The organism is Acinetobacter sp. YH12144 (genome assembly GCF_013418345.1).
Classification (GTDB): Bacteria; Pseudomonadota; Gammaproteobacteria; order Pseudomonadales; family Moraxellaceae; genus Acinetobacter; species Acinetobacter amyesii.
In genome coordinates this window covers 14843-36594 of sequence record NZ_VPCD01000027.1, presented here as the reverse complement: position 1 = coordinate 36594, position 21752 = coordinate 14843, and the positions used below count along the sequence as shown (strand labels likewise).

General features: G+C 40.2%; 18 protein-coding genes and 1 pseudogene. 13 read left to right on the top strand and 6 right to left on the bottom strand.

Annotated elements, in window-relative coordinates:
• Nucleotides 1–108: pseudogene (locus FTU79_RS15055) on the top strand (IS5/IS1182 family transposase); the annotation flags it as partial.
• A gap of 133 nt (nucleotides 109–241) precedes the next feature.
• Nucleotides 242–757, top strand: a complete 516-nt coding sequence (locus tag FTU79_RS15050) for a pyridoxamine 5'-phosphate oxidase family protein (RefSeq protein WP_180051148.1) — start codon at nucleotides 242–244, stop codon at nucleotides 755–757.
• A 162-nt stretch (nucleotides 758–919) separates the two neighbouring features.
• Here the strand turns inward: FTU79_RS15050 and FTU79_RS15045 are convergent, their stop codons facing one another.
• The 3 genes from FTU79_RS15045 to FTU79_RS15035 form a co-directional block, all read right to left on the bottom strand.
• Entirely contained in the window at nucleotides 920–2563 is a 1644-nt protein-coding gene (locus FTU79_RS15045) for an AMP-binding protein (protein WP_180051144.1), read from the bottom strand.
• Between the two features lie 310 nt (nucleotides 2564–2873).
• Nucleotides 2874–4010 (bottom strand): acyl-CoA dehydrogenase family protein, encoded by a 1137-nt coding sequence (locus FTU79_RS15040; RefSeq protein WP_180051140.1) that lies wholly within the window; start codon nucleotides 4008–4010, stop codon nucleotides 2874–2876.
• 319 nt (nucleotides 4011–4329) lie between these two features.
• Nucleotides 4330–5100, bottom strand: a complete 771-nt coding sequence (locus FTU79_RS15035) for a 3-hydroxyacyl-CoA dehydrogenase (protein WP_180051138.1) — start codon at nucleotides 5098–5100, stop codon at nucleotides 4330–4332.
• Between the two features lie 141 nt (nucleotides 5101–5241).
• Between FTU79_RS15035 and FTU79_RS15030 the strand changes: the two genes are divergently transcribed.
• Together FTU79_RS15030 and FTU79_RS15025 are read left to right on the top strand one after the other, a co-directional pair.
• A complete protein-coding gene (locus FTU79_RS15030; protein ID WP_180051135.1) occupies nucleotides 5242–6276 on the top strand; it encodes an AraC family transcriptional regulator in 1035 nt (344 codons plus the stop codon).
• Between the two features lie 200 nt (nucleotides 6277–6476).
• Entirely contained in the window at nucleotides 6477–6830 is a 354-nt protein-coding gene (locus FTU79_RS15025) for a hypothetical protein (RefSeq protein WP_180051132.1), read from the top strand.
• A gap of 78 nt (nucleotides 6831–6908) precedes the next feature.
• On the opposite strand, the gene prmC is transcribed toward FTU79_RS15025, so the two are convergent.
• Entirely contained in the window at nucleotides 6909–7727 is an 819-nt protein-coding gene (prmC, locus tag FTU79_RS15020) for a peptide chain release factor N(5)-glutamine methyltransferase (RefSeq protein ID WP_111884285.1), read from the bottom strand.
• Nucleotides 7727–8815: a peptide chain release factor 1 gene (prfA, locus tag FTU79_RS15015; RefSeq protein WP_180051129.1), complete on the bottom strand. Its 1089-nt coding sequence runs from the start codon at nucleotides 8813–8815 to the stop codon at nucleotides 7727–7729. Before prfA ends, prmC begins: the two co-directional genes overlap by 1 nt.
• 368 nt (nucleotides 8816–9183) lie before the next feature.
• On the opposite strand from prfA, the gene FTU79_RS15010 reads away from it, so the two are divergent.
• From FTU79_RS15010 to FTU79_RS14990, 5 genes are all read left to right on the top strand, one after another.
• A complete protein-coding gene (locus FTU79_RS15010) occupies nucleotides 9184–9612 on the top strand; it encodes a glycine zipper domain-containing protein (RefSeq protein ID WP_078193959.1) in 429 nt (142 codons plus the stop codon).
• Nucleotides 9613–9898: 286 nt separating this feature from the next.
• Entirely contained in the window at nucleotides 9899–10426 is a 528-nt protein-coding gene (locus FTU79_RS15005; RefSeq protein WP_168377731.1) for a hypothetical protein, read from the top strand.
• A 179-nt stretch (nucleotides 10427–10605) separates the two neighbouring features.
• Nucleotides 10606–11613 (top strand): LLM class flavin-dependent oxidoreductase, encoded by a 1008-nt coding sequence (locus FTU79_RS15000; protein WP_180051126.1) that lies wholly within the window; start codon nucleotides 10606–10608, stop codon nucleotides 11611–11613.
• A gap of 233 nt (nucleotides 11614–11846) precedes the next feature.
• On the top strand, nucleotides 11847–12323 hold the full coding sequence (gene yiaA / locus FTU79_RS14995) for an inner membrane protein YiaA (protein ID WP_180007913.1): 477 nt from the start codon (nucleotides 11847–11849) through the stop codon (nucleotides 12321–12323).
• Nucleotides 12324–12582: 259 nt separating this feature from the next.
• Complete coding sequence (locus FTU79_RS14990; protein WP_180004943.1) at nucleotides 12583–13155, top strand: flavoprotein; 573 nt, start codon at nucleotides 12583–12585, stop codon at nucleotides 13153–13155.
• 1000 nt (nucleotides 13156–14155) lie between these two features.
• Here FTU79_RS14990 and FTU79_RS14985 read toward each other — a convergent pair.
• Nucleotides 14156–14992, bottom strand: coding sequence for a pyruvate, water dikinase regulatory protein (locus FTU79_RS14985; RefSeq protein ID WP_168377735.1), 837 nt, complete (start codon nucleotides 14990–14992; stop codon nucleotides 14156–14158).
• A gap of 153 nt (nucleotides 14993–15145) precedes the next feature.
• Between FTU79_RS14985 and ppsA the strand changes: the two genes are divergently transcribed.
• The 4 genes from ppsA to cyoB all read left to right on the top strand — a co-directional run bounded on the left by ppsA (nucleotide 15146) and on the right by cyoB (nucleotide 21751).
• Nucleotides 15146–17524, top strand: a complete 2379-nt coding sequence (gene ppsA, locus FTU79_RS14980; protein WP_180026418.1) for a phosphoenolpyruvate synthase — start codon at nucleotides 15146–15148, stop codon at nucleotides 17522–17524.
• A gap of 82 nt (nucleotides 17525–17606) precedes the next feature.
• The gene (locus tag FTU79_RS14975; RefSeq protein WP_180005233.1) at nucleotides 17607–18389 is read left to right on the top strand and encodes an RDD family protein; all 783 of its coding nucleotides are present in this window, start codon (nucleotides 17607–17609) and stop codon (nucleotides 18387–18389) included.
• A 302-nt stretch (nucleotides 18390–18691) separates the two neighbouring features.
• Nucleotides 18692–19759, top strand: coding sequence for a ubiquinol oxidase subunit II (gene cyoA / locus FTU79_RS14970; RefSeq protein ID WP_180051123.1), 1068 nt, complete (start codon nucleotides 18692–18694; stop codon nucleotides 19757–19759).
• A gap of 3 nt (nucleotides 19760–19762) precedes the next feature.
• On the top strand, nucleotides 19763–21751 hold the full coding sequence (cyoB, locus tag FTU79_RS14965) for a cytochrome o ubiquinol oxidase subunit I (protein ID WP_078193968.1): 1989 nt from the start codon (nucleotides 19763–19765) through the stop codon (nucleotides 21749–21751).
• Nucleotide 21752: the final 1 nt, after the last annotated feature.

The following is a 21752-nucleotide window of genomic DNA, read 5'->3' as shown; positions in this document are numbered from 1 at the left end:
AAAACCTTCAAAATTCTTGCTGAGCGATATCGCAATCGAGGCAAAAGACTAGCATTAAGATTCAATCTAATTGCTGGAATTTATAACTTGGAGCTGAGTGAAAAATGACTTATGAAAGAAATCTATTGCTGACACAATATGTTAGATAAACTTATGAGCTAACACACATTATTCAAATACTTTGTGCTCAGTCATATTTACCCCTTTACCCCAAAGTGATTACTTAAAAGTGGAGAATAAAATGTCACAAGAATACGTTGAACAAGATCAGCGACAAAAATTATGGGAACTCATTAAAGACGTGCGTTTCACCATGATTAGCCATGTCACTGACAAGCAAGAAATTCATTCTCAACCTATGACCATGCTTAATTCTGATAAGATGAATGAGCATGAAAATATCTATTTTCTTATGAAAGAAAACAATGACCTTGTAGAGGCAGTCAATGCAGGTCGTAATCATCTTGGATTAGCATTCGCTAAACCTTCAGACGATATTTATGTATCAATTAGTGCTCATGGAGAAATCAGTACAGATGCGGCCCTAATCGATAAATTATGGAATCCTTGGGCTGAAAACTGGTTCGATGGCAAGACTGATCCTACTGTTCGCGTTTTGATAGCTAATCCTATTAGTGCAGAATTCTGGAATGTCAAAGACAATAAAGTCACCCATTTATTCAAAGCTTTGAAGGGCAATTTAACAGGTAAAACTCAAGAACTTGATACTGAACATAATACCCTGAACTTAAACTAAATGATTTTATTGATTTGAATGAATGCTTTAATTTTAGGTTAATTTGGATTGTCCCATAGTTAGTCAAGTGCATATATGATCTGGAATGAATGGTTTTACCAGCTCAAACATCAATTTAAAAAAGGCTGCATCAAGCAGCCTTTTTTGCGTATATAAATTGACTCAACTGACCTTTTGAATTAATTGCGCTTTGGCCACTTCTTGTTGCTTCAACAAATTACGTTGGATTTTTCCACTCGATGTTTTAGGCAACCCATCCACAAATTCAATTTCTTTTGGATAAGCATGCTTGGATAAACGAGATCGTACATAGGCTTGTAGTTTATCCATGAGTTCAGAACTTGCTTGATATTGTGGTTTCAATACCACAAAAGCTTTGACCAATTCAGTCCGCTCAGGATCAGGCTTACCAACAACTGCCGACTCTAAAACCTCTTCACATTCTAATAATGTGCTTTCCACATCGAAAGGCCCAACACGATAGCCTGACGTTGTAATGACATCGTCTGCACGACCTACAAAATCAATGCCGCCTTCTTCGTTTAAACGAACGGTATCACCGGTTAAATAGTAGTTCCCGACAAAGGCTTTACGGTTATTGCCACCATAGCCTGTGAACCACATGAGTGGAGATTGCGACCAATCTAATGCCAATGTTCCAATGCCACCGCGTTCAATTTCTTGATAGTCTTTATTAAGCACCGCGAAACGATGACCCGGTATAGCAAAACCGGCTGAACCCACTTTTTTGTAGTGTTCTAAAGCGTGATGATTTGCAATCACCATACCGAGTTCTGTTTGTCCATATTGGTCATAAATATTGACGTTTAAATCGTGATTAAACCATTGAATCACTTCGGGCGTTAGTGGCTCTCCTGCACTACTCACAACCCGTAAATGTGATTTTAGGGATTCATCAAATTTTTCTTTAAAACCAAAGAACATACGAAATGCCGTTGGTGAACCGGTCAAATTACTGACTTTATATTTTTTGATGACTTGAAGTGCATGATCAACACTAAAAGCACGTTCATCCATAATAATGCTGTGTCCTAAACTTAATGGCCCTGCAATTCCATAGTACAAACCATAAGCCCAACCCGGATCTGCCAAATTCCAAAATGAATCTTCTTCACGCAAATCAACTGCATGTGTCATATACCCTTTAAATGCCAACAACGCTTTGTGTGGCACAGGGACAGACTTGGCTAAACCGGTCGTCCCTGAGGTAAACATCATTAAAAATTCATCATCAAATGAACGCGGTACTGAGTTAAATGTGGTGTCATGAAGTTGCAGCTCTGACCAAAAGTCAGGATCTGTCTGAATTGCTTGATCGGCATGTACAGTTAAAATATGCGGTAAATCAATATGATTGAGTTTTGAGCGTTGCTCGGTGTTGGTTACAATCAGCTTTGTTCCCGCTGTTTGCACCCGATGTTCAATCGCTTTGGACTCAAATGCCGTAAACAAAGGCTGATAAATTGCCCCTATACGCCATGTTGCCAATACGGTGATCAACAACTCTGCTGTGCGAGGTAAAAGACCTGCAATGCAATCACCTGCTTTCAGTCCAATGCGTTGATAATAATTTGCCAATTGTGCAGATGCTAAATCTAATTGCTCAAAAGTCCATTGCTCAGATTCACCATTTTTACCTTCCCAGATCAGTGCAGTTCGATTTTGCCCAACATAGCGCCCACAACATTCATCATAAGCATTGATTGATTTTGGCGTACCGACCAATTGTTCTGTAACCATCTTTTCAAAATTAAAATCACGATATGCTTGTTCTAGTGTCTTCATGACGACAATTCCTATCCTGTTCTCTATGATTCAAAGTGCAATACTTTGAGGTTTATTAATCTTGTTGTTGTACCGCTGCGTAACCGTGACGATTCCTTTGCCACATCCGCTTTTACTGCTTTTCTATACACCGATTGCAATGTCGGCTTTTTAGTTTTGAAACTTATACTCTTCGACAATCTATTCGTAAATTACCTATTCTTAGACTGTCTATACCTAGATAACCATGTTTGGATGTGCCCTGCAATTTCCATAACCATCAACGCCATTGCAGGGTTTGAACATCGACCAAAGTCTATTTTTTAACCTTTCACCCTTTGGTGACTTCACGTGCAATCACCAGCCGCTGAATGTCCGATGCACCTTCATAAATTTGACTGACACGCACATCACGATATATTCGTTCTACTGGAAAATCAGATACATAACCGTAGCCCCCATGGATTTGAATGGCATCTGAACACACACGTTCAGCCATCGTCGATGCAAAAAGTTTCGCCATTGAGGCTTCTTTTAAACATGGAAAACCGGCATCTTTTAACGTCGCTGCATGGAAGATCAATTGGCGTGCTGCCTCAATTTGGGTGGCCATATCTGCTAGGCGAAATGCCACGGCCTGATGCTGTACAATCTCCACCCCAAATGCCTTGCGTTCATTGGCATATTCAACGGCAGCATCTAATGCTGCTCGTGCCATACCCACAGACTGCGCTGCAATACCAATTCGACCTGACTCTAGGTTTGATAAGGCAATTTTATAGCCTTCACCCTCTTGGCCTAAAAGACTATCCGCAGGAATACGACAGTCATCTAAAACAATCGTTGCTGTATCGGAACAATGCTGACCCATTTTGTCTTCTAAACGCGTTACGATATAACCCGGCGCATCCGTTGGTACTAAAAAGCACGAAATCCCTTTTTTACCTGCAGACTTATCCGTTACCGCAAAAACCAAGGCTACTTGGGCATGTTTTCCTGTAGTAATAAATTGCTTGGTGCCATTTAACACCCACTCATCACCATCACGCTCCGCTTTACATTCCAATGCGCTCGCATCTGAACCCACTTGTGGTTCTGTTAGGCAAAAACAACCTAACCATTCGCCTGTGGCTAATTTTTTTAAGTATTTTTCTTTTTGTGCTTCTGTACCATAACGCTGCGTAATGCCACAAGGCAGTGAGTTTTGTACGCTGACAATCGTCGAAATCGCACCATCACCTGCAGCAATTTCTTCTAAGGCAACAACCAAAGACACATAGTCTAAACCTGCACCACCCCATTCGTCAGAAACCGTCATGCCTAAAGCACCCAGCTCACCAAGTTCCTTTAGCTCTTGTGCAGGAAATGCTGCCGTTTTGTCACGCTCTGCAGCCGTTGGTTTCAGTTTTTCTTGCGAATAGCTTCGCATCATGTCCTGAACCATTTTTTGTTCATCATTTAAAATCATGAGACTTCCTTTTCTAAATCTTTTATAGCGGGAATAGCTTTAAATTTTGGATAACTGCGGAATTAAAAATTCTTTGGCTGTATAAAGCAAAGTTGGATACACGACGACGTCATTTACAACTGTCTGAGGCAGGACGCTATTAATCTCTAGTGTTTCTGCGACCCGTAAATCAATAAATACTTGATGACGAGTTTTGCAAATGACAATGATTTTGGTTACTTTTGCCTAAAACAAAAGTAACAAGATGAGCTACTGTCAACAAAGTTATTCTCGATCAGACTCCGTCGTAGAAGCCTGAATAAGCAGTTTTAATAAATAACTATTTAGGCTGCATACGGATCGCGCCATCAAGACGTATCACTTCGCCATTGAGATAAGCATTTTCAAAAATATGCGTCACTAAGTTTGCAAACTCTTGTGGTTTTGCTAAACGTGGAGGGAAAGGCACCATTTGCCCCAAAGCATCTTGTACATTTTGTGCTAAGCCTTTGAGCATCGGCGTTTCCATAATGCCCGGAGCAATGGTCATCACACGGATTGATTCACGTGCAAGCTCACGTGCAAGAGGTAATGTCATTGCAACCACTGCCCCTTTAGATGCTGCATAAGCCGACTGACCAATTTGACCATCGAAAGCCGCAACCGACGCAGTATTCACTATCACGCCACGCTCTTCTTCACCTGCTTTTAATTCATATTTAGCAATCAGTTGTGCCGCATAGCGCAGCATATTGAATGTGCCTGAAACATTAATATTTAATACTTTTTGGAACATCGCCAAATCATGTAATCCGTCACGACCTAAAACTTTTGCAGAGGGTGCGATACCTGCGCAGTTCACTAAGCCATTAAGTTGACCAAATTCCGCTTCAACTTGTGCAAAGAAAGCGCCGACCGCTTGTTCATCGGTAACATCCAATTGAACAAATTTGGCATGATCACCCAGTTGACGTTGCATCGCTTCGCCATGCTCATGATTCATATCCACAATAATCACTTTTGCACCCAGGCCAATCAGATGTGTTGCTGTCGCAGCGCCTAGTCCTGATGCACCACCGGTCACAACAAAAACTTTTCCTTTAATGTCCATAGCATTTCCCTATTTACGATATCTTGTTTTAAATTCGACTTAAGATGCAGAGTAAACAGAGAATTTATTCAGTACAATTTCCAAATGTTGCATCTTTTCTGATGTATTTGGACAATTCTGAACAAGGACCTATCCGCACATATGCCGAAGCATGGACTCGAATACAGTAAAGGGACGATTTCTATCGACTTGGTGCATGAAGCATTACACGATGCGCAAAAAAAGCACTTTGATATTTCTGCTATTTTACAAAAGGCGGGTATTCCCTCTGAGTTACTGCTATCGCGTAAAACCAGAGTTTCCGTTTCACAATATGCGGCTTTATGGACTCATCTTGCAGATGTGATGGATGATGAATTTTTTGGCATGGATCGGCATGCTATGCGACGTGGTAGTTTTAAGCTACTGTCGAAAATGGTCATGCATAACAGCACCTTGGGTGATGCACTCAAGCAAATCCTACAATTTTTAAATCTGGTTTTAGATGACTTGCATAGTGATTTAACTATTGAAGATCACTTTGCTTATATCGTGATCTATGACCAACATGCGCCTAAACGCATGTTCAGCTATGCCACATATTTAATGCTCATCCATACGCTACTGTGCTGGCTAAGTGGTCAACGGATTTTATTAAACCAAATCCAATTTAAATGTGATGCACCGCTTGATGATCACGACTACAAAGTTCGCTTCTGTGAAAATATTCATTATCAAGCCAGTCAAAACTATATACAGCTCGATGCCAGTTATTTAAGCCTTCCCATCAAACAAGACACACGTTCCTGGTATCAATTCCTACAACAAACGCCTGAAAACCTCTTGGTTCGTTTTAAAAACCCGTATGCACTTAGCAGCCAAATTCGTAAACAACTGTTAGACGTTTCTCCTGCCGAATGGTTAGAGTTTTATGAGTTGGCGGTCAAAATGAATATGTCGGAAGCCACCATGCATCGCCGTCTTAAAAGTGAAGGTGTGAGTTATCAACAACTCAAAAATGATATCCGACGAGATACCGCCATCGATTTTTTAACCCATACCGATAAAAGCTTGCAAGATATCAGTGAAGAACTGAATTTTCATGATCCGAGTGCTTTCCATCGGGCTTTTAAAAAATGGACAGGTGTCAGTCCTGGTGCGTATCGACAAAATAATGCGCCTGAATTCAAGGCCTAAAATTTGATATTCGCTATTTATAAATTGAATATTCATCTAATTAATAGAAAATCAATAACTTAAAAATATTCAATAAATAGACTGACCATTCATCCTTGAACGATTGCTACTTTAGTCTAATTAGGTTATTTTTCACTCAATTTAAAGCGCTTTGCTTATTTATTTTCCAATTCTCCTGCATCTCCTTGAAAGGCTTTCCTATGCTTAAGATGATTGATGTTCTTGAACAACAACTTGTTCAAAACTTTTCAGATTCTCTTTTCACTCAGATTGACGCAATTGATGACCTGTTTCATGAACAGCTTAAAACTATTGCAGATATCGATTTGCAAAATTTGATCTCACAATTTTTTAGCACTGAAAATGCAGTTGAAGTTGCTCATGCACTGGATATCCAAGCGGATGACATTGAAGCAATTCAAGCAGGTGCAAATCTAAAAGATGAAAATTTAGTGAATGCAACTGCAAAAATTATTGCTTACTGTCTTGCAGTAGAAACAGCAGCTTTAGAACAAGTTGAAGTTTTCGATAGCTTACAAGACTACCCAATGTAAGTATTGATCGAATATCAAAAACAAAAAAATAAAGCGCATTCAATGCGCTTTATTTTTGACTATTTCTCTAACACCAAATCAGTGTTGCCACTGGCCTAAACTGACACGGTCATTGCCACCATAATCTTTTACAGTCCGAACATTTCGATACCCAGCTTGTAAGAACAAATGTCTGACCGCTTCACCTTGGTCATAACCATGTTCGAGCACCACCCAACCATTCACGGTTAAATGTTTTTTGGCTTGAAGAATGATTTGCTCAAGATCTGCAAGCCCATGATTGTCTGCAACCAAAGCACGTTCAGGCTCTGTCGCCAAATCCTTCATGTGTACATCATCAGCATCGATATACGGCGGATTTGACACAATTACATCAAAGAAAGCACGACCAAAGGGTTTCAACCAAGAACCTAAGACAAACTGCACATGTTCAAGATCATGCTTTTTGGCATTAAACTCAGCGACTTCCAATGTAGGTTCGTAAATATCTGAAGCCACAATTGACCAATCTGGACGTTCACTGGCTAATGATAACGCTACAGCACCAGTTCCTGTTCCTAAATCGACCACACGAGCATCTTCAGGAAGTTCTAAACGCAGTACAGTTTCAACAAGTACTTCCGTATCAGGACGTGGTACCAAAGTATCTTTAGTCACTTTTAAGTCTAGCGTCCAAAATGGCTGAGAACCTGTGACGTAAGCCAAAGGCTCACCTGCGGTAATACGTGCAAGACTTTCAACATAGAGTTGTTCTTGCTCAGCTGTTAATTCTTGATCCTTTTTCATGATTAAATCAAAAGAATCAATCTTGGTGATATGCTCTAACAACCACGCATTTTCCTGACGTTCATAACTCTCAGGTTCACCACGATAGGCCAAAGCCTGTGCAATATTCATTAGCCACCATTCTGCTGTGCTAATAACGCCAACTGATCGGCTTGATATTCACGATGCAAACTATCTAGCAATTCAGTCAAATCACCTTCCATCACAGCATCTAACTTATACAGTGTTAGGTTAATACGATGATCAGTCATACGACCTTGTGGATAGTTATAGGTACGAATACGCTCAGAACGGTCACCAGAACCCACCAAGTCACGACGCATTTCAGATGTCGCTGCATCTGCTGCTGCGCGTTTGGCATTTTCTAAACGAGAAACCAATAGCGCCATCGCTTTGGCTTTGTTTTTATGCTGTGAACGTTCATCCTGACATTCTACAACTGTACCCGTTGGAATATGGGTAATACGCACAGCAGAGTCAGTTTTGTTAATGTGCTGACCACCCGCACCAGATGCACGATAGGTATCAATACGTAGTTCTGAAGGATTAATTTCAACACTAGTGTCTACATCAATTTCCGGCAAAATCGCAACAGTACATGCCGAAGTATGAACACGACCTTGAGACTCAGTTGCAGGCACACGCTGTACACGATGTGCGCCACTTTCAAATTTTAAGCGACCATATACGCCTTCACCATTGATGAGGCAAATCACTTCTTTATAACCGCCGTGTTCACCGTCATTTTCAGACAACACTTCAATACGCCAACCTTGTGATTCAGCATATTTACTGTACATGCGATACAAGTCACCAGAGAAAATCGCGGCTTCGTCACCACCCGTTCCGGCACGGATTTCTAAATAGGCAGAGTTCGCATCATTCGGATCTTTTGGAATCATCAGAATGTTTAAGTCTGCTTCAAGCTGACCAATCAAAGCTTTATTTTCTTTAATTTCTTCAACGGCCATTTCTTTGAAATCTGGATCCGTCAACATCACTTCAGCAGTTTCAATATCTTCTTCTGCTTGACGGTATTTTTTCCAAACTTCAGTGATTTCAGATAAATCACTATGCTCACGAGACAACTGACGGAAACGTTTATTGTCTGAAATGACTTCTACATCTGCGAGTAATGCATTTAATTCTTCGTGACGGTCAGAGAGCTGATCTAATCGTAAACGTAACGATTCTTTCATTTTTCAAAAAATCTCAATACACAGGCTCTACCGCTAAACTTTCACGGATATGCCAAAATTCAAAATAATGGCGCTAGTGTACCGATAATGGGTCTGAAATGACATATTTATTGTTTTTTGGCCTATCGATGACCCGAAATATTAAAGTGTGAAATTCATCACTCCTACCTTTCTCCACAAAGTCGTACAGATTTTCAGCATTCGACCATTTTTTTCACAATATTAATAAAACTTATACAAACTAGACACTCAAATCACTAAATAAAGTGAAAGCTCTCCATATTTATAGCGAATAGTTTTGTTACATTTACTGCCATCGAAATGATTATGAAAAAGTCCTCGCGTTTATGAAGGACATGGAGTGAACTATGAAACTGAATACTCTTTTAATGACAGCCACTCTAGCAACTGCTTCTATGTTCACTGTGTCTGCAAATGCAGATAGTACAACACGCGTTGCTGCAGCTAGTGCATTAGGTAGTGTTGCAGGTACTGCAATTGGTAAAAACATGGGCGGTAATACCGGCGCTACAATTGGTGCTGCTCTTGGTGGTGCTGGTGGTGCTGCGGTAGCAAGTAATAAACGTAACCGTACAGAATCTGCTATCGGCGGTGCTTTAGGTGGTGGTACAGGTTATACCGTTGGTAAAAGCATGGGCGGTACAAACGGTGGTTACATCGGCTCTGCACTAGGTGCTGCTGGTGGTGCTGCTCTAGGTAATAAAATCTCTAAAGATAAAGCTTACGACAAACACCAAGAACGTAAATACAAAAAACGTTACCGTCGTCGTCACTAATTCAAAATTAGTGAGTCCGTATTGGATCGTGAAAAGAGCACCTTCGGGTGCTTTTTTTATGTATCGCCTTTTTTCAAATGATAAATACAATTTTATTTATTGCACCTCAAATATGTAGAGTTGATCCACTCTATCCATGTGATCAATCATGTAGAAATAAAGTGCAAAATTTACATTGCAGCAACGGAACACGTATTTTATTTCACATCACGCTCCAAATATTCGCTATGTGTTTTCATATATTGATATCAACAGATAAACATCATGCTTCGTAAGGAGTTTAAAAATGAAAATTAATAAAATTTTATTCAGTGCAGCAATTGCCGCTTCAGCGCTTACTATGACTGCAACACATGCAGGTAATAGTACCAATACTGCATTAACATCTGCTTTAGGTGGTGTTGTTGGTGCAGCAATCGGTAACCAAGTTGGCGGTCAAACTGGCGCAATGATTGGTTCAGCAATTGGTGGCGGTGCAGGTGCAGCAGCATCGGCGAACAAACGTGACCGTAATGGTGCCATCATTGGTGGCGCACTTGGTGGCGCAGGTGGTTATACCGTAGGTAAAAACATGGGCGGCACAAACGGTGGTTATATCGGTGCTGCACTTGGTTCAGCCGGTGGTTCTGCACTAGGTAAAAAAGTGTCTGAAGACCGTCGCTATGATGACCGCTACAATGGTCGTTATGATGATCGCTATGACCGTCGTTATAACAACCGTGGCTATCGTACCAATAATTACAGCTACAACGACCGAGGCTACCGTGGAGACAATGGTCGTCACTTAGGTTGGTACAAAAACGGTAAACGTTAATCGAGATATTTCAATGAAAAAAATCAGCACCTTCGGGTGCTTTTTTTGTTTATAAAAAAAAGTTTAGATATACCAAAAGTTGACTTTTTACACAGCCCAACCAATATATCGAATTTATTCGATATACATTAGGCGTTTTATATCGTATTATTTCGATATAAAGATCTCTGAGAGAAAACATGCGTACTCTAGCCGATACAAAATTTTCAATACTTGAACTCGCACCTGTTCGAGATGATAAAACCATCGAATTTTCACTCAAACATGCACTCCAGTTAGCACAGAAAGCAGAACAACTTGGCTATGAGCGTCTATGGTTAGCCGAACACCACAATATGGACGGCATCGCAAGTTCTGCAACTGCGGTTTTACTCGGTTATCTCTTAGCAAATACACAATCTATCAAGCTCGGTTCAGGCGGGATTATGTTGCCTAACCATGCGCCGTTGGTTGTCGCTGAACAATTTGGCACGCTTGAAACGCTATATCACGGCCGCATTGAACTCGGCTTAGGTCGGGCACCAGGTACCGACCAAACCACCATGCGCGCTTTACGCCGTGGCCGTCAGGAAACCGAAGATCAATTTCCACAAGATGTCCTTGAGATATTGCAATACTTTAAAGCACCTGAGCCACAGCAGCGTATCATTGCTACACCGGGACAAAATACACATGTTCCTGTATGGCTTTTAGGTTCAAGTCTGTTCAGTGCACAAATCGCTGCACGTTTAGGTCTACCCTATTCTTTTGCTTCACATTTCGCACCACGCATGCTTGGACAAGCAATTCAGCTCTATCGTGAAAATTTCCAAGCATCCGAATATTTAGATCAACCTTATGTCTCTATGGGCGTACCAACGGTTGTTGCTGAAACAGATGAAGAAGCAGAATATCTGGCAACGAGTGCTTATCAACGCGTTTTAGGTTTAATGCGTGGTCAAAGTTTAAAACTCAAAGCTCCAGTCGACAGTATGCAAGGCCTATGGTCTGCTGCAGAAAAGATGTCCGTAGATAATTTCTACGCTATGGGACAAGTCGGTTCAAATGCAACCGTTCGAGCAGGTTTAGAAAACCTACTCACCAAATATGACGTTGATGAATTTATTTTCACCTGTGACATTTACGATACCGATAAGCGCATTGAAAACTTCGAACGTTTAATGCAAATCAAAAATGATCTCGCTTAAGACTCTAAACTTAATGATCTAATCCAAGCGTTTAATCCGTCTAAAGGTAGAATTGTGACTACATTTTTTGTGGCTCTTTAGACGGATAGCAGTCAACAGATAATATGGTTTCGGCTAACAACGACTAAACCTGTACTTAAAAACCATCATTGCCTCAACGAAATAATTGCTTTACTCATTTTTATTGCTGTATAAATATTAAACATAAGCAAAACAAAGAGAAAAATAAGCAGATGAGCCAATATATTAATAAACCCACACCCGCATTTATCGCAGCAAGTTGGTGTGCACTGATCTTAGGCGCTGTGGTGTTTTGCATAGGTTTATTCAATGCAAATATGATGTTGAATGAAAAAGGCTTTTATCTCATTTTATTGCTTTATGGATTATTTTCATCGGTTTCACTACAAAAAATCATTCGTGACCGTTTAGAAGGAATGCATGTCACTGCAATCTACTTTGGACTGTGCTGGGCATCCGTCATTATTTGCCTCGTACTTCTTGCCATTGGTCTATGGAATGCTGAACTGGCATTAAGTGAAAAAGGTTTTTACATGATGGCTTTCCTAATGAGTCTGTTTGGTGCAGTTGCTGTACAAAAAAATATTCGTGATATGGACTATTTACGTACCCATACCGACCAACCCGAACTTAAACATTCAACCACGAGTCAGCTTGACTATAACTCATCAGATGATGAACCACTTTAAAACTCACAAAATTATAGATCTCAAAAGCTGTTCATGCAGGTCGCTCATTATTTCGACCTGCTTGAGCGAAAGATGAACTTCAACGCATAAAAAAATCAGTTCACTCCTAGAAATGTATAAATGACAAGGGCCAAGCAAATCAATTCTAGACAAATTGTATGACTCATCAGACTGAAAAAACGCTTTACCCCGACTGGCCCATCACAGAATATATTCCTATCTAAGACTCAACTAAAAAAACAAAAGACAAGGAATAAATATGGCCAACAAGCAGGATGCAACCCACCATATTTTTAATAATCATCTAGAGGATTTTGAACACTTTCGTGGAACGATCATCAGTTCAGAACAGATCAAAGATTATGATTTTAAGAATCAAAAAATCGCAATTATTGGGATAGATCAGCATGTGGTCTCTGAACTACATCATCTATGTCAGGTTGCAGATAACATCATGGTCTATCAAATCAAACCGCAATTTGTTTTACCGCGTACTGAACGTCTATTGAATAAATTAATTCAACATCCACTGATTGCAAAAAATCGACGTTTATTTAGCAATCGTATTAAGAGTATTTTGGCGATTCGCTTTTTAGAAGATCAAGTGCCGAACCATTGGTTAAGACATTTACTCAGTCCAAATACCGCAATTCAGAACAAAACCTTCCTAAAATCGGATCATTATTATGCAGCATTACAGCAGCCCAACTGCATCTTAAACACTTGGCCTATTGCAAAAATTCAGAGTAATTCAATCACGGCTTTAGATGAGCATACGTTTGAGTGTGATGTCATTGTGCGCAGCGAATCTAACCAGCCTAAAGAAAAGTAATTACATTGCAATTATTTTCACATGACAATTACTAGAATTTATCCGATTGATCAAAACTCACAACACCAATAGCCATCTCTGGTGGCTTTTGCTAGATCCCCTACGTTATTGAATACTTCTATTCGGTAAGGCTAAGGATTCTTAAAAATCTATAAATGAAAATAGCTTTAATCGTGCTACATGCTTTTTAAACGCTCAGACTTAAATCATGCATCCGACCTGCACCAGCAGCTACAGCGAGTTTATAGAGGTGCGATTTTTGAATAGTTATGATCAATTCTTCATGAAAACTTTATTTCAAACCAATAATTTTTCAGTCGCTTAATTTTGTCTTACACAACTCTTTTAGTACCAAAATATATGTTTGCAAATTTATACCGATGCTCATGTTTAGCCAACATTTACTTATGTTCTAATCTATATTCAATAGGAAAATAACTGCTTAAAATCCAATTTTAATATCACTTCATATCAGCTTTTAAAGCCTGAATTGTCTCAATTAGAGCACTTTTCACCCACATCAATTAAATAAATGATGACATTTCTTGATATTTAACACCCAAAAGCGACTGTTTGATTATTTTTTATTCTATTTTCTGCCTATTTTTTTAGCATTTAAATCAGTATTTTTGAAAAATTGATTAAATATTAAACCATATTAGCTAAATCTTGTATTTATACAACTCATATCAAGTGGATTATTCAGGCTTAATTCATAGATAAAAATACAGCAAAACACGGATTTTTATAAAAGATTTGTGCTGTCAATTTGGCCATATTTTATAAATTTCCAGGCAAAGAAATTCATCGAACTGGTACACAAATAAATGCAAAAATTGCTTAAAATTTAAGTCTAAATATTGAGGAAAATTTTCATCAATATCTTAAATATTTATCATTCATTAAAAGTATGACAAACCAGAAATTAATACTATTTTTATATAATTTATACAGTAATTTATTATCATCAGAAGAGCCACCAAAGTGGCTCAATTTACACTTAACCAATGCGACGCTTCAGTCCGGTCATTTGTAAAACACGTGTAGAAATTTCTTCAATCGACATTTCAGACACGTTTAAGTATTTAATTCCTTCAGAAATATAAATACCTTCAATCGCACGTAGTTCCATTTGGCACTGACTAAAACTTGCATAACGGCTATTGGCCTTACGCTCTGAACGAATTGCTACAAGGCGCTCTGCATCAATCATCAAGCCAAATAACTTATGTTTATGCTCACGTAAAACTGCAGGTAAACGGTTGTCATCCAAGTCTTCTTCTGTCAACGGATAGTTCGCTACACGAATACCAAATTGCAAAGAGAGATAGATGGAAGTCGGTGTTTTACCCGAACGTGACACGCCAATTAAAATTAAGTCGGCTTTGTCATAATGACGAGTACGTGCCCCATCATCGTTATCTAAAGCAAAATGCACCGCATCAATACGTGCTTTATAAGACTCAGAATCTGTTACTGCATGGGTTTGACCGACTAAAGTTGTAGGAGCTGTGCCTAACTCGTCAGATAATTTACTAATAAGCCCTTCAAAAACATCAAGATTTACTGCATCTGCCGTATTAATAATGTCACGTACATACGGGTCAACAAGGGTGTCAAACACCAAAGGCTTTTGACCGTCTTGCTGCGCTCTAAGATTGATCTCTGCAACCACATTTGTAGCTGCTTCTTCAGAGGTAATATAAGGAATAATATGAATGTCAAAATCTACATGAGGGAACTGGGCTAACAGTGAATGACCAAGCGTTTCTGCGGTAATCGCGGTACCATCCGAAACAAAGAAAACACTACGCTGAATCTGTTTACCTTCTGACATTAAAATTCTCCTCCAAAATTTGTCTTAGTGCTATATAATCATTATAGTAAACCATCTTACATGACTGTCACTTAGTAAATTTAGAATGCTAAGTAATTTGTTATAATTTCATGCCAAGATAGTGATTAATACTGCAAAAGTGGAGTAACAACTTTGGAAGCGCGCGTAATTGGTCTAGAAAAATTAGGGAAACACGACGTAGAACTCGTGGGCGGTAAAAACTCATCATTAGGTGAAATGATCAGCCATCTCGCAAATGCTGGTGTATCTGTTCCTGGTGGTTTTGCTACTACAGCTCAAGCATATCGTGAATTCCTCGAGCAAAGTGGCCTGAACGCTAAAATTAACGCTGAACTTGCTGCACTCAATGTTGACGATGTAAATGCACTTGCTGAAACTGGTGCGAAAATCCGTCAATGGATTGTAGACACTCCGCTGACTGCTGAACTTGAAAAAGAAATTCGTGAAGCTTTCACAGCTCTTTCAAACGGCAACCCTGAAATCGCGGTTGCCGTTCGTTCATCTGCAACTGCAGAAGACTTACCAGACGCTTCATTTGCAGGCCAACAAGAAACTTTCTTGAACATCCGTGGTATCGATAACATCCTTGTTGCGATTAAAGAAGTATTTGCTTCACTTTATAACGACCGCGCAATTTCTTACCGTGTACACCAAAACTTCGCACATGACGTCGTTGCGTTATCTGCTGGTGTTCAACGCATGGTTCGCTCTGAAACAGGTGCTGCTGGTGTAATGTTTACACTTGATACAGAATCTGGTTTCCGTGACGCAGTTTTCATCACAGCATCTTATGGCTTGGGTGAAATGGTTGTACAAGGTGCAGTTAACCCTGACGAATTCTATGTATCTAAACCACTTCTAAATGCAGGAAAACACGCTGTATTACGTCGTAACCTTGGTTCTAAACACCAAAAAATGATTTATGGTGAAGAAGGTGCTGCGGGTAAATCAGTGGTTGTTGTAGACGTTGAAAAAGCAGATCGTCAACAATTCGCTTTAAATGACCACGAACTTCAAGAACTTGCTAAACAAGCATTGATCATTGAAAACCATTACGGTTCAGCAATGGACATCGAATGGGCGAAAGATGGCGATGATGGCCAAATCTATATCGTTCAAGCACGTCCTGAAACTGTGAAGAGCCGTCAAAATGTAGGCACAATGGAACGCTACCTTCTTAAACAAAAAGGTAATGTGATTTGTGAAGGTCGTTCAATCGGTCAACGTATTGGTTCTGGTCGCGTGCGTATCGTGACTTCAATCAAAGAAATGGACAAAGTTCAAGACGGCGACGTACTTGTATCTGACATGACTGACCCAGATTGGGAACCAGTAATGAAACGTGCTGCTGCGATTGTCACTAACCGTGGTGGTCGTACTTGTCACGCTGCGATTATTGCACGTGAACTTGGTGTTCCTGCAATCGTAGGTTGTGGTAATGCAACTGAAGTATTGATTGACGGTCAAGAAGTGACTGTGTCTTGCGCTGAAGGTGACACAGGCTTTATTTACGAAGGTTCTTTGGACTTTGAAATCCAACGCAACTCTATCGAATCTATGCCTAAACTTCCGTTCAAAATCATGATGAACGTAGGTAACCCTGACCGCGCATTTGACTTTGCTCAAATTCCTAACGAAGGTGTTGGTCTTGCTCGTCTTGAGTTCATCATCAACCGTATGATCGGTGTACACCCTAAAGCATTGCTTAACATTGACAGCTTACCACGTGAAACTCGTGCTGCTGTAATGTCACGTACTGCAGGTTATGCATCTCCTATCGAATTCTATGTTGAAAAACTAGTTGAAGGTATTTCTACACTTGCTGCAGCGTTTGCTGACAAACCAGTGATTGTTCGTATGTCTGACTTTAAGTCAAACGAATATGCAAACTTAATCGGTGGTAAGTTATACGAACCTGAAGAAGAAAACCCAATGCTAGGCTTCCGTGGTGCTAGCCGCTATGTGTCTGACAACTTCCGTGACTGCTTCGAACTTGAATGCCGCGCACTGAAAAAAGCACGTGATGAAATGGGCTTAACTAACATTCAAATCATGATTCCTTTCGTACGTACTGTTGCTGAAGCGAAACGAGTTATTGAATTGTTAGCGCTTAACGGTCTTAAACGTGGTGAAAATGGTCTTAAAGTGATCATGATGTGTGAACTTCCAACTAACGCATTGTTGGCTGAACAGTTCCTTGAACACTTCGACGGTTTCTCTATCGGTTCTAACGACTTAACTCAGTTAACACTCGGTCTAGACCGTGACTCTGGTATCGTTTCTCACCTGTTCGATGAACGTGACCCTGCAGTGAAAGCATTACTTTCTATGGCAATTCACGCATGCCGTAAAGCAGGTAAATATGTCGGTATCTGTGGTCAAGGCCCTTCAGATCACCCTGACCTAGCTAAATGGTTAATGGAACAAGGCATTGAGTCTGTTTCGCTTAACCCAGACTCAGTATTAGACACTTGGTTCTTCCTTTCTGAAGAAAAAGCTCAACAAGCTTAATAAACTGTGTTAAAAAAAGACCCACATGTGGGTCTTTTTTTTTATTTATACTTTTACAGACGTTTTTTGAGATTTTAGTTTTATGCAGATTTACTTGGCACGAAATAACCAACAAGCTGGTCCCTACACCTTAGAACAACTTAACCAAATGCTCGCGAGCCAACAAGTGTTACTCACGGACTTGGTTTGGCACCAAGGTATGACCGAATGGAAAGCTTTGGGTGAACTCACTCAAGGTCAGTTGGTTTATATGCCTGCAGGATATACTGCACCAACAGCATTCGAATCAAATCAAACTGCAACTACGCCATCAAATACCTATGCACAGCCTCAAGCGGTACAAGAGCAAACTAGCCTAGCTAGTATTCCTAAACGTGTTTTGGCGAAAATCGTCGATTTACTGCTTTGGATACCAGCAACTTTTATCTTAACGGCATTTTTTAGTCCAAGTGAAAAGACACAATTTGCAAATCTGAATGAACAGTTTATGCAAGCTGTGATGACCCCAAATGCTGACCCCAATGTTTTACAAGCACTACAAACACAAATGGTTGAAATGTTTCCCAACCAAGCTTGGATTGCAATGTTTGCGTATCTCTTCATTATGCTTTTCATTCAAGCATATTTGATTGCTAAATCAGGTCAAAGCATTGGTAAAAAAATCACCAAAATTAAAATTGTAGATGCCGAAACCAGTCAACCTGTAAACCTCATGCGTGGCTTCACTTTACGCAGTGTTTTATTTATTTTCCTGAACTTTTTATCAATGCCATTAAGCGTAATCATCGATTCCGTTTTCATTTTCGGCAAGAAGCGTCAAACCTTGCATGACAAATTGGCAAAAACCAAGGTAATAAACCAATAATTTTCACTTTTATTCAGGGATGATTTTTTCATCCCTTTTTTGTGCATTATATTGAAATTAAAATAAAATTTAGATAAAAAAAATACAATCCTGACTAGCAAAATAGGGTTTTAATACAGTCATTTAAAGCATCTTTATGTATAGCTTAGTTTGCCGATATCAGGCATAATGCCCTACAACGTAGCGGTGTCGCATCATTGTGACTGTTTTTTCATGTCTGAAAAAATCACAATCATGCGACACTTTATTCGCTATCCCAAATTTTAAATTTAGGGAATGGGACTCTTCACCGAGGTTGTAAAATGAGACAAACAATTTTAGCTGTATTGTCTTTATCTGCGATCGCTGCACTCTTAACTGGGTGTGGTGGTGATATGGTACTTCTAAACTCAAAAGGTCCAGTTGCTGAAGGTCAATCAAACCTCATGCTTACTGCGATCTACCTAATGTTGTTGGTCGTTATTCCATCAGCACTTATGGCGTTATGGTTTGGTTGGAAATATCGCGCGTCAAATAAAGATGCAGACTATGCACCTACTTGGGCACACTCGACTGCAATTGAAGTTGTAGTTTGGGGTATTCCCGTAATTATTATCGCTATTTTAGCTTGGTTAACTTGGTGGGGTTCCCACAAGTATGACCCTTACCGTCCACTCGAGTCAGATAAAGCTCCTTTAACTGTTCAAGTTATTGCTGAACAATTTAAATGGATCTTCATCTACCCTGAACAAGGCATCGCGACTGTAAACGAGATCCGCTTCCCTGAGAAAACTCCTGTAAGCCTTCGTTTAACATCTAACTTCACAATGAACTCATTTTTCATTCCGGCGTTAGGTGGTCAGATTTATGCTATGGCAGGTATGCAAACTCACTTGAACTTATTAGCTGATGAAACTAGTCCTGCTGAAGGCTTCCGTGGTTTCTCTTCTAACTATTCAGGTTATGGCTTCTCACAAATGCGCTTCCGTGCACATGCTGTGACTGATGCTCAGTTTGCTGAATGGGTTTCTGCTGTTAAAGCTGGTAATGGTTCTTCAGTTAATCCTGAAGCAGTTCAAAAAACTGTTTTAGACCAAGCTGAATTTGCAACCTTACGTGACGGCAACCGCTCTAAACACCAGATCGAAGCTTTAGTTGCTAGAGCAACTACTCCTGAAGAAAAGGCTAAAGCTGAAGCAATGAAGCCTTACCCTACTAAGCCACATCCAGTGACTTATTACTCTTCAGTAGAACCTAAATTGTTCGAATCAGTGATCAATAAATACATGAGTAACTACCACGGTGCTGATCATACAGCTACTGTTGGACACGAAGCTGCTGCTTCTGAAGCTCATGCAGGCGTTGAACATGCGACTGTTGCAGGGGAATAAGACATGAGCTTATTAGGTAAGTTAGGACCAGATGCAATTCCACACGACCCAATCGTGTTGGTTACTGTTGCAATGATGATCCTTGGCGGTATCGCAATTGTTGCTGGTATCACCTACTTTAAAAAATGGGGCTACTTGTGGAACGAATGGTTCACATCTGTAGACCATAAAAAAATTGGTATCATGTATATCCTCGTGTCAATTGTCATGCTTGTGCGTGGTTTTGCCGATGCGATTATGATGCGTCTTCAACTGTTCCTTGCAAAAGGTGGCGGTGAAGGTTACTTACACCCAGAACACTATGACCAGATCTTTACTGCCCATGGCGTAATCATGATCTTCTTCGTAGCAATGGGTCTAGTTGTTGGTTTAATGAACGTTGCTGTACCACTTCAAATTGGTGCGCGTGACGTAGCATTCCCATTATTAAACTCTCTTAGCTTCTGGTTATTCGCCGGCGCTGCGGGCTTGATGATGGCTTCTCTTGCAATTGGTGAATTCGCTGCAACAGGTTGGATGGCTTACCCTCCACTTTCTGGCATCGAATACTCTCCAGGTGTAGGTGTAGACTACTATATCTGGGCACTTCAGGTTTCTGGTCTAGGTACGCTTCTTACTGGTGTTAACTTCTTCGTTACCATCATCAAAATGCGTGCACCTGGCATGAAACTTATGGACATGCCTATTTTCACTTGGACTGCATTAGTTACTGTAGTGCTTATCGTTGCAACATTCCCAGTTTTGACTGCGACTATTGCAATGCTTTCACTTGACCGTTACTTCGGCTTCCATTTCTTTACAAATGACATGGGTGGTAGCCCAATGTTGTATGTAAACTTGATTTGGACTTGGGGTCACCCGGAAGTTTACATCTTGGTATTACCTGCTTTTGGTATTTACTCAGAAGTTACTGCTGTGTTCTCACGCAAAGCGTTGTTCGGCTACAAATCTATGGTGTACGCAACTGTAGCAATTGGTGTTCTTTCACTAGTTGTATGGGTTCACCACTTCTTTACAATGGGTGCTGGTGCCAACGTTAACGCGTTCTTCGGTATCATGACCATGATCATTGCGATCCCTACTGGTGTGAAAATCTTCTCTTGGTTATTCACCATGTACAAGGGCCGCATCACCTATACAACTCCAATGCTTTGGACACTTGGCTTCCTTGTGACTTTCGGTATTGGTGGTTTAACAGGCGTATTAATGGCAGTTCCACCAGCGGACTTCTTAGTACACAACTCTTTATTCCTTATCGCTCACTTCCATAACGTAATTATTGGTGGTGTAGTGTTCGCGATGTTCGCGGGTATCATTTTCTACTGGCCAAAAATGTTTGGTTGGAAACTGAATGAAACTTGGGGTAAAGCAGCGTTCTGGTTCTGGTTCTTCGGTTTCTACTTTGCATTCATGCCACTTTATATCCTTGGTTTCATGGGTATGACTCGTCGTTTGAATACATATGACAACCCTGAATGGGATCCGTACTTAGCGATCGCTTTATTTGGTTCTGTATTGGTTGCTATCGGTATCTTCTGTTTTGTTATGCAAATCGTTGTTGGTTTCCTTCAACGCAAAGACAACATGGACGTTACTGGCGATATCTGGGATGGTCGTACTCTTGAGTGGGCTACTTCATCTCCTTCACCATTCTATAACTTTGCTTATCTTCCAAAGATCAATGGTATTGATACTTTCTGGACTGACAAAGAAAATGGTGTTGCTTACGCTAAGCCAACTACATACGAAGACATCCATATGCCTACAAACCGTGCGGCAGGTTTCGTAATTGCAATGTTTATTACAGTTATGGGCTTTGCATTAATCTGGCATATCTGGTGGTTAGTCGTTGTAACTTTCATTGCTTCAATTATCAGCTTCATCGTTTCTTCTTTCACAAAGAAAGTGGACTACTATGTTCCAGCTGCAGAAGTTGAACGTATTGAAAATGAACGCTACGCGCTTCTTGAAAAACATTTGAAGAAGGACTAAG

What these genes read in the sequence shown, in the direction of transcription:
- FTU79_RS15035 (WP_180051138.1), bottom strand. Translation starts at nt 5,100, where the DNA reads ATGGACATTAAAGGAAAAGTTTTTGTTGTGACCGGTGGTGCATCAGGA.
- FTU79_RS15010 (WP_078193959.1), top strand. Translation starts at nt 9,184, where the DNA reads ATGAAACTGAATACTCTTTTAATGACAGCCACTCTAGCAACTGCTTCT.
- FTU79_RS15030 (WP_180051135.1), top strand. Translation starts at nt 5,242, where the DNA reads ATGCCGAAGCATGGACTCGAATACAGTAAAGGGACGATTTCTATCGAC.
- FTU79_RS15025 (WP_180051132.1), top strand. Translation starts at nt 6,477, where the DNA reads ATGCTTAAGATGATTGATGTTCTTGAACAACAACTTGTTCAAAACTTT.
- FTU79_RS15000 (WP_180051126.1), top strand. Translation starts at nt 10,606, where the DNA reads ATGCGTACTCTAGCCGATACAAAATTTTCAATACTTGAACTCGCACCT.
- cyoA (WP_180051123.1), top strand. Translation starts at nt 18,692, where the DNA reads ATGAGACAAACAATTTTAGCTGTATTGTCTTTATCTGCGATCGCTGCA.
- cyoB (WP_078193968.1), top strand. Translation starts at nt 19,763, where the DNA reads ATGAGCTTATTAGGTAAGTTAGGACCAGATGCAATTCCACACGACCCA.
- prmC (WP_111884285.1), bottom strand. Translation starts at nt 7,727, where the DNA reads ATGAATATTGCACAGGCTTTGGCCTATCGTGGTGAACCTGAGAGTTAT.
- FTU79_RS14985 (WP_168377735.1), bottom strand. Translation starts at nt 14,992, where the DNA reads ATGTCAGAAGGTAAACAGATTCAGCGTAGTGTTTTCTTTGTTTCGGAT.
- FTU79_RS15040 (WP_180051140.1), bottom strand. Translation starts at nt 4,010, where the DNA reads ATGATTTTAAATGATGAACAAAAAATGGTTCAGGACATGATGCGAAGC.
- prfA (WP_180051129.1), bottom strand. Translation starts at nt 8,815, where the DNA reads ATGAAAGAATCGTTACGTTTACGATTAGATCAGCTCTCTGACCGTCAC.
- FTU79_RS14975 (WP_180005233.1), top strand. Translation starts at nt 17,607, where the DNA reads ATGCAGATTTACTTGGCACGAAATAACCAACAAGCTGGTCCCTACACC.
- FTU79_RS15050 (WP_180051148.1), top strand. Translation starts at nt 242, where the DNA reads ATGTCACAAGAATACGTTGAACAAGATCAGCGACAAAAATTATGGGAA.
- FTU79_RS14990 (WP_180004943.1), top strand. Translation starts at nt 12,583, where the DNA reads ATGGCCAACAAGCAGGATGCAACCCACCATATTTTTAATAATCATCTA.
- FTU79_RS15045 (WP_180051144.1), bottom strand. Translation starts at nt 2,563, where the DNA reads ATGAAGACACTAGAACAAGCATATCGTGATTTTAATTTTGAAAAGATG.
- FTU79_RS15005 (WP_168377731.1), top strand. Translation starts at nt 9,899, where the DNA reads ATGAAAATTAATAAAATTTTATTCAGTGCAGCAATTGCCGCTTCAGCG.
- yiaA (WP_180007913.1), top strand. Translation starts at nt 11,847, where the DNA reads ATGAGCCAATATATTAATAAACCCACACCCGCATTTATCGCAGCAAGT.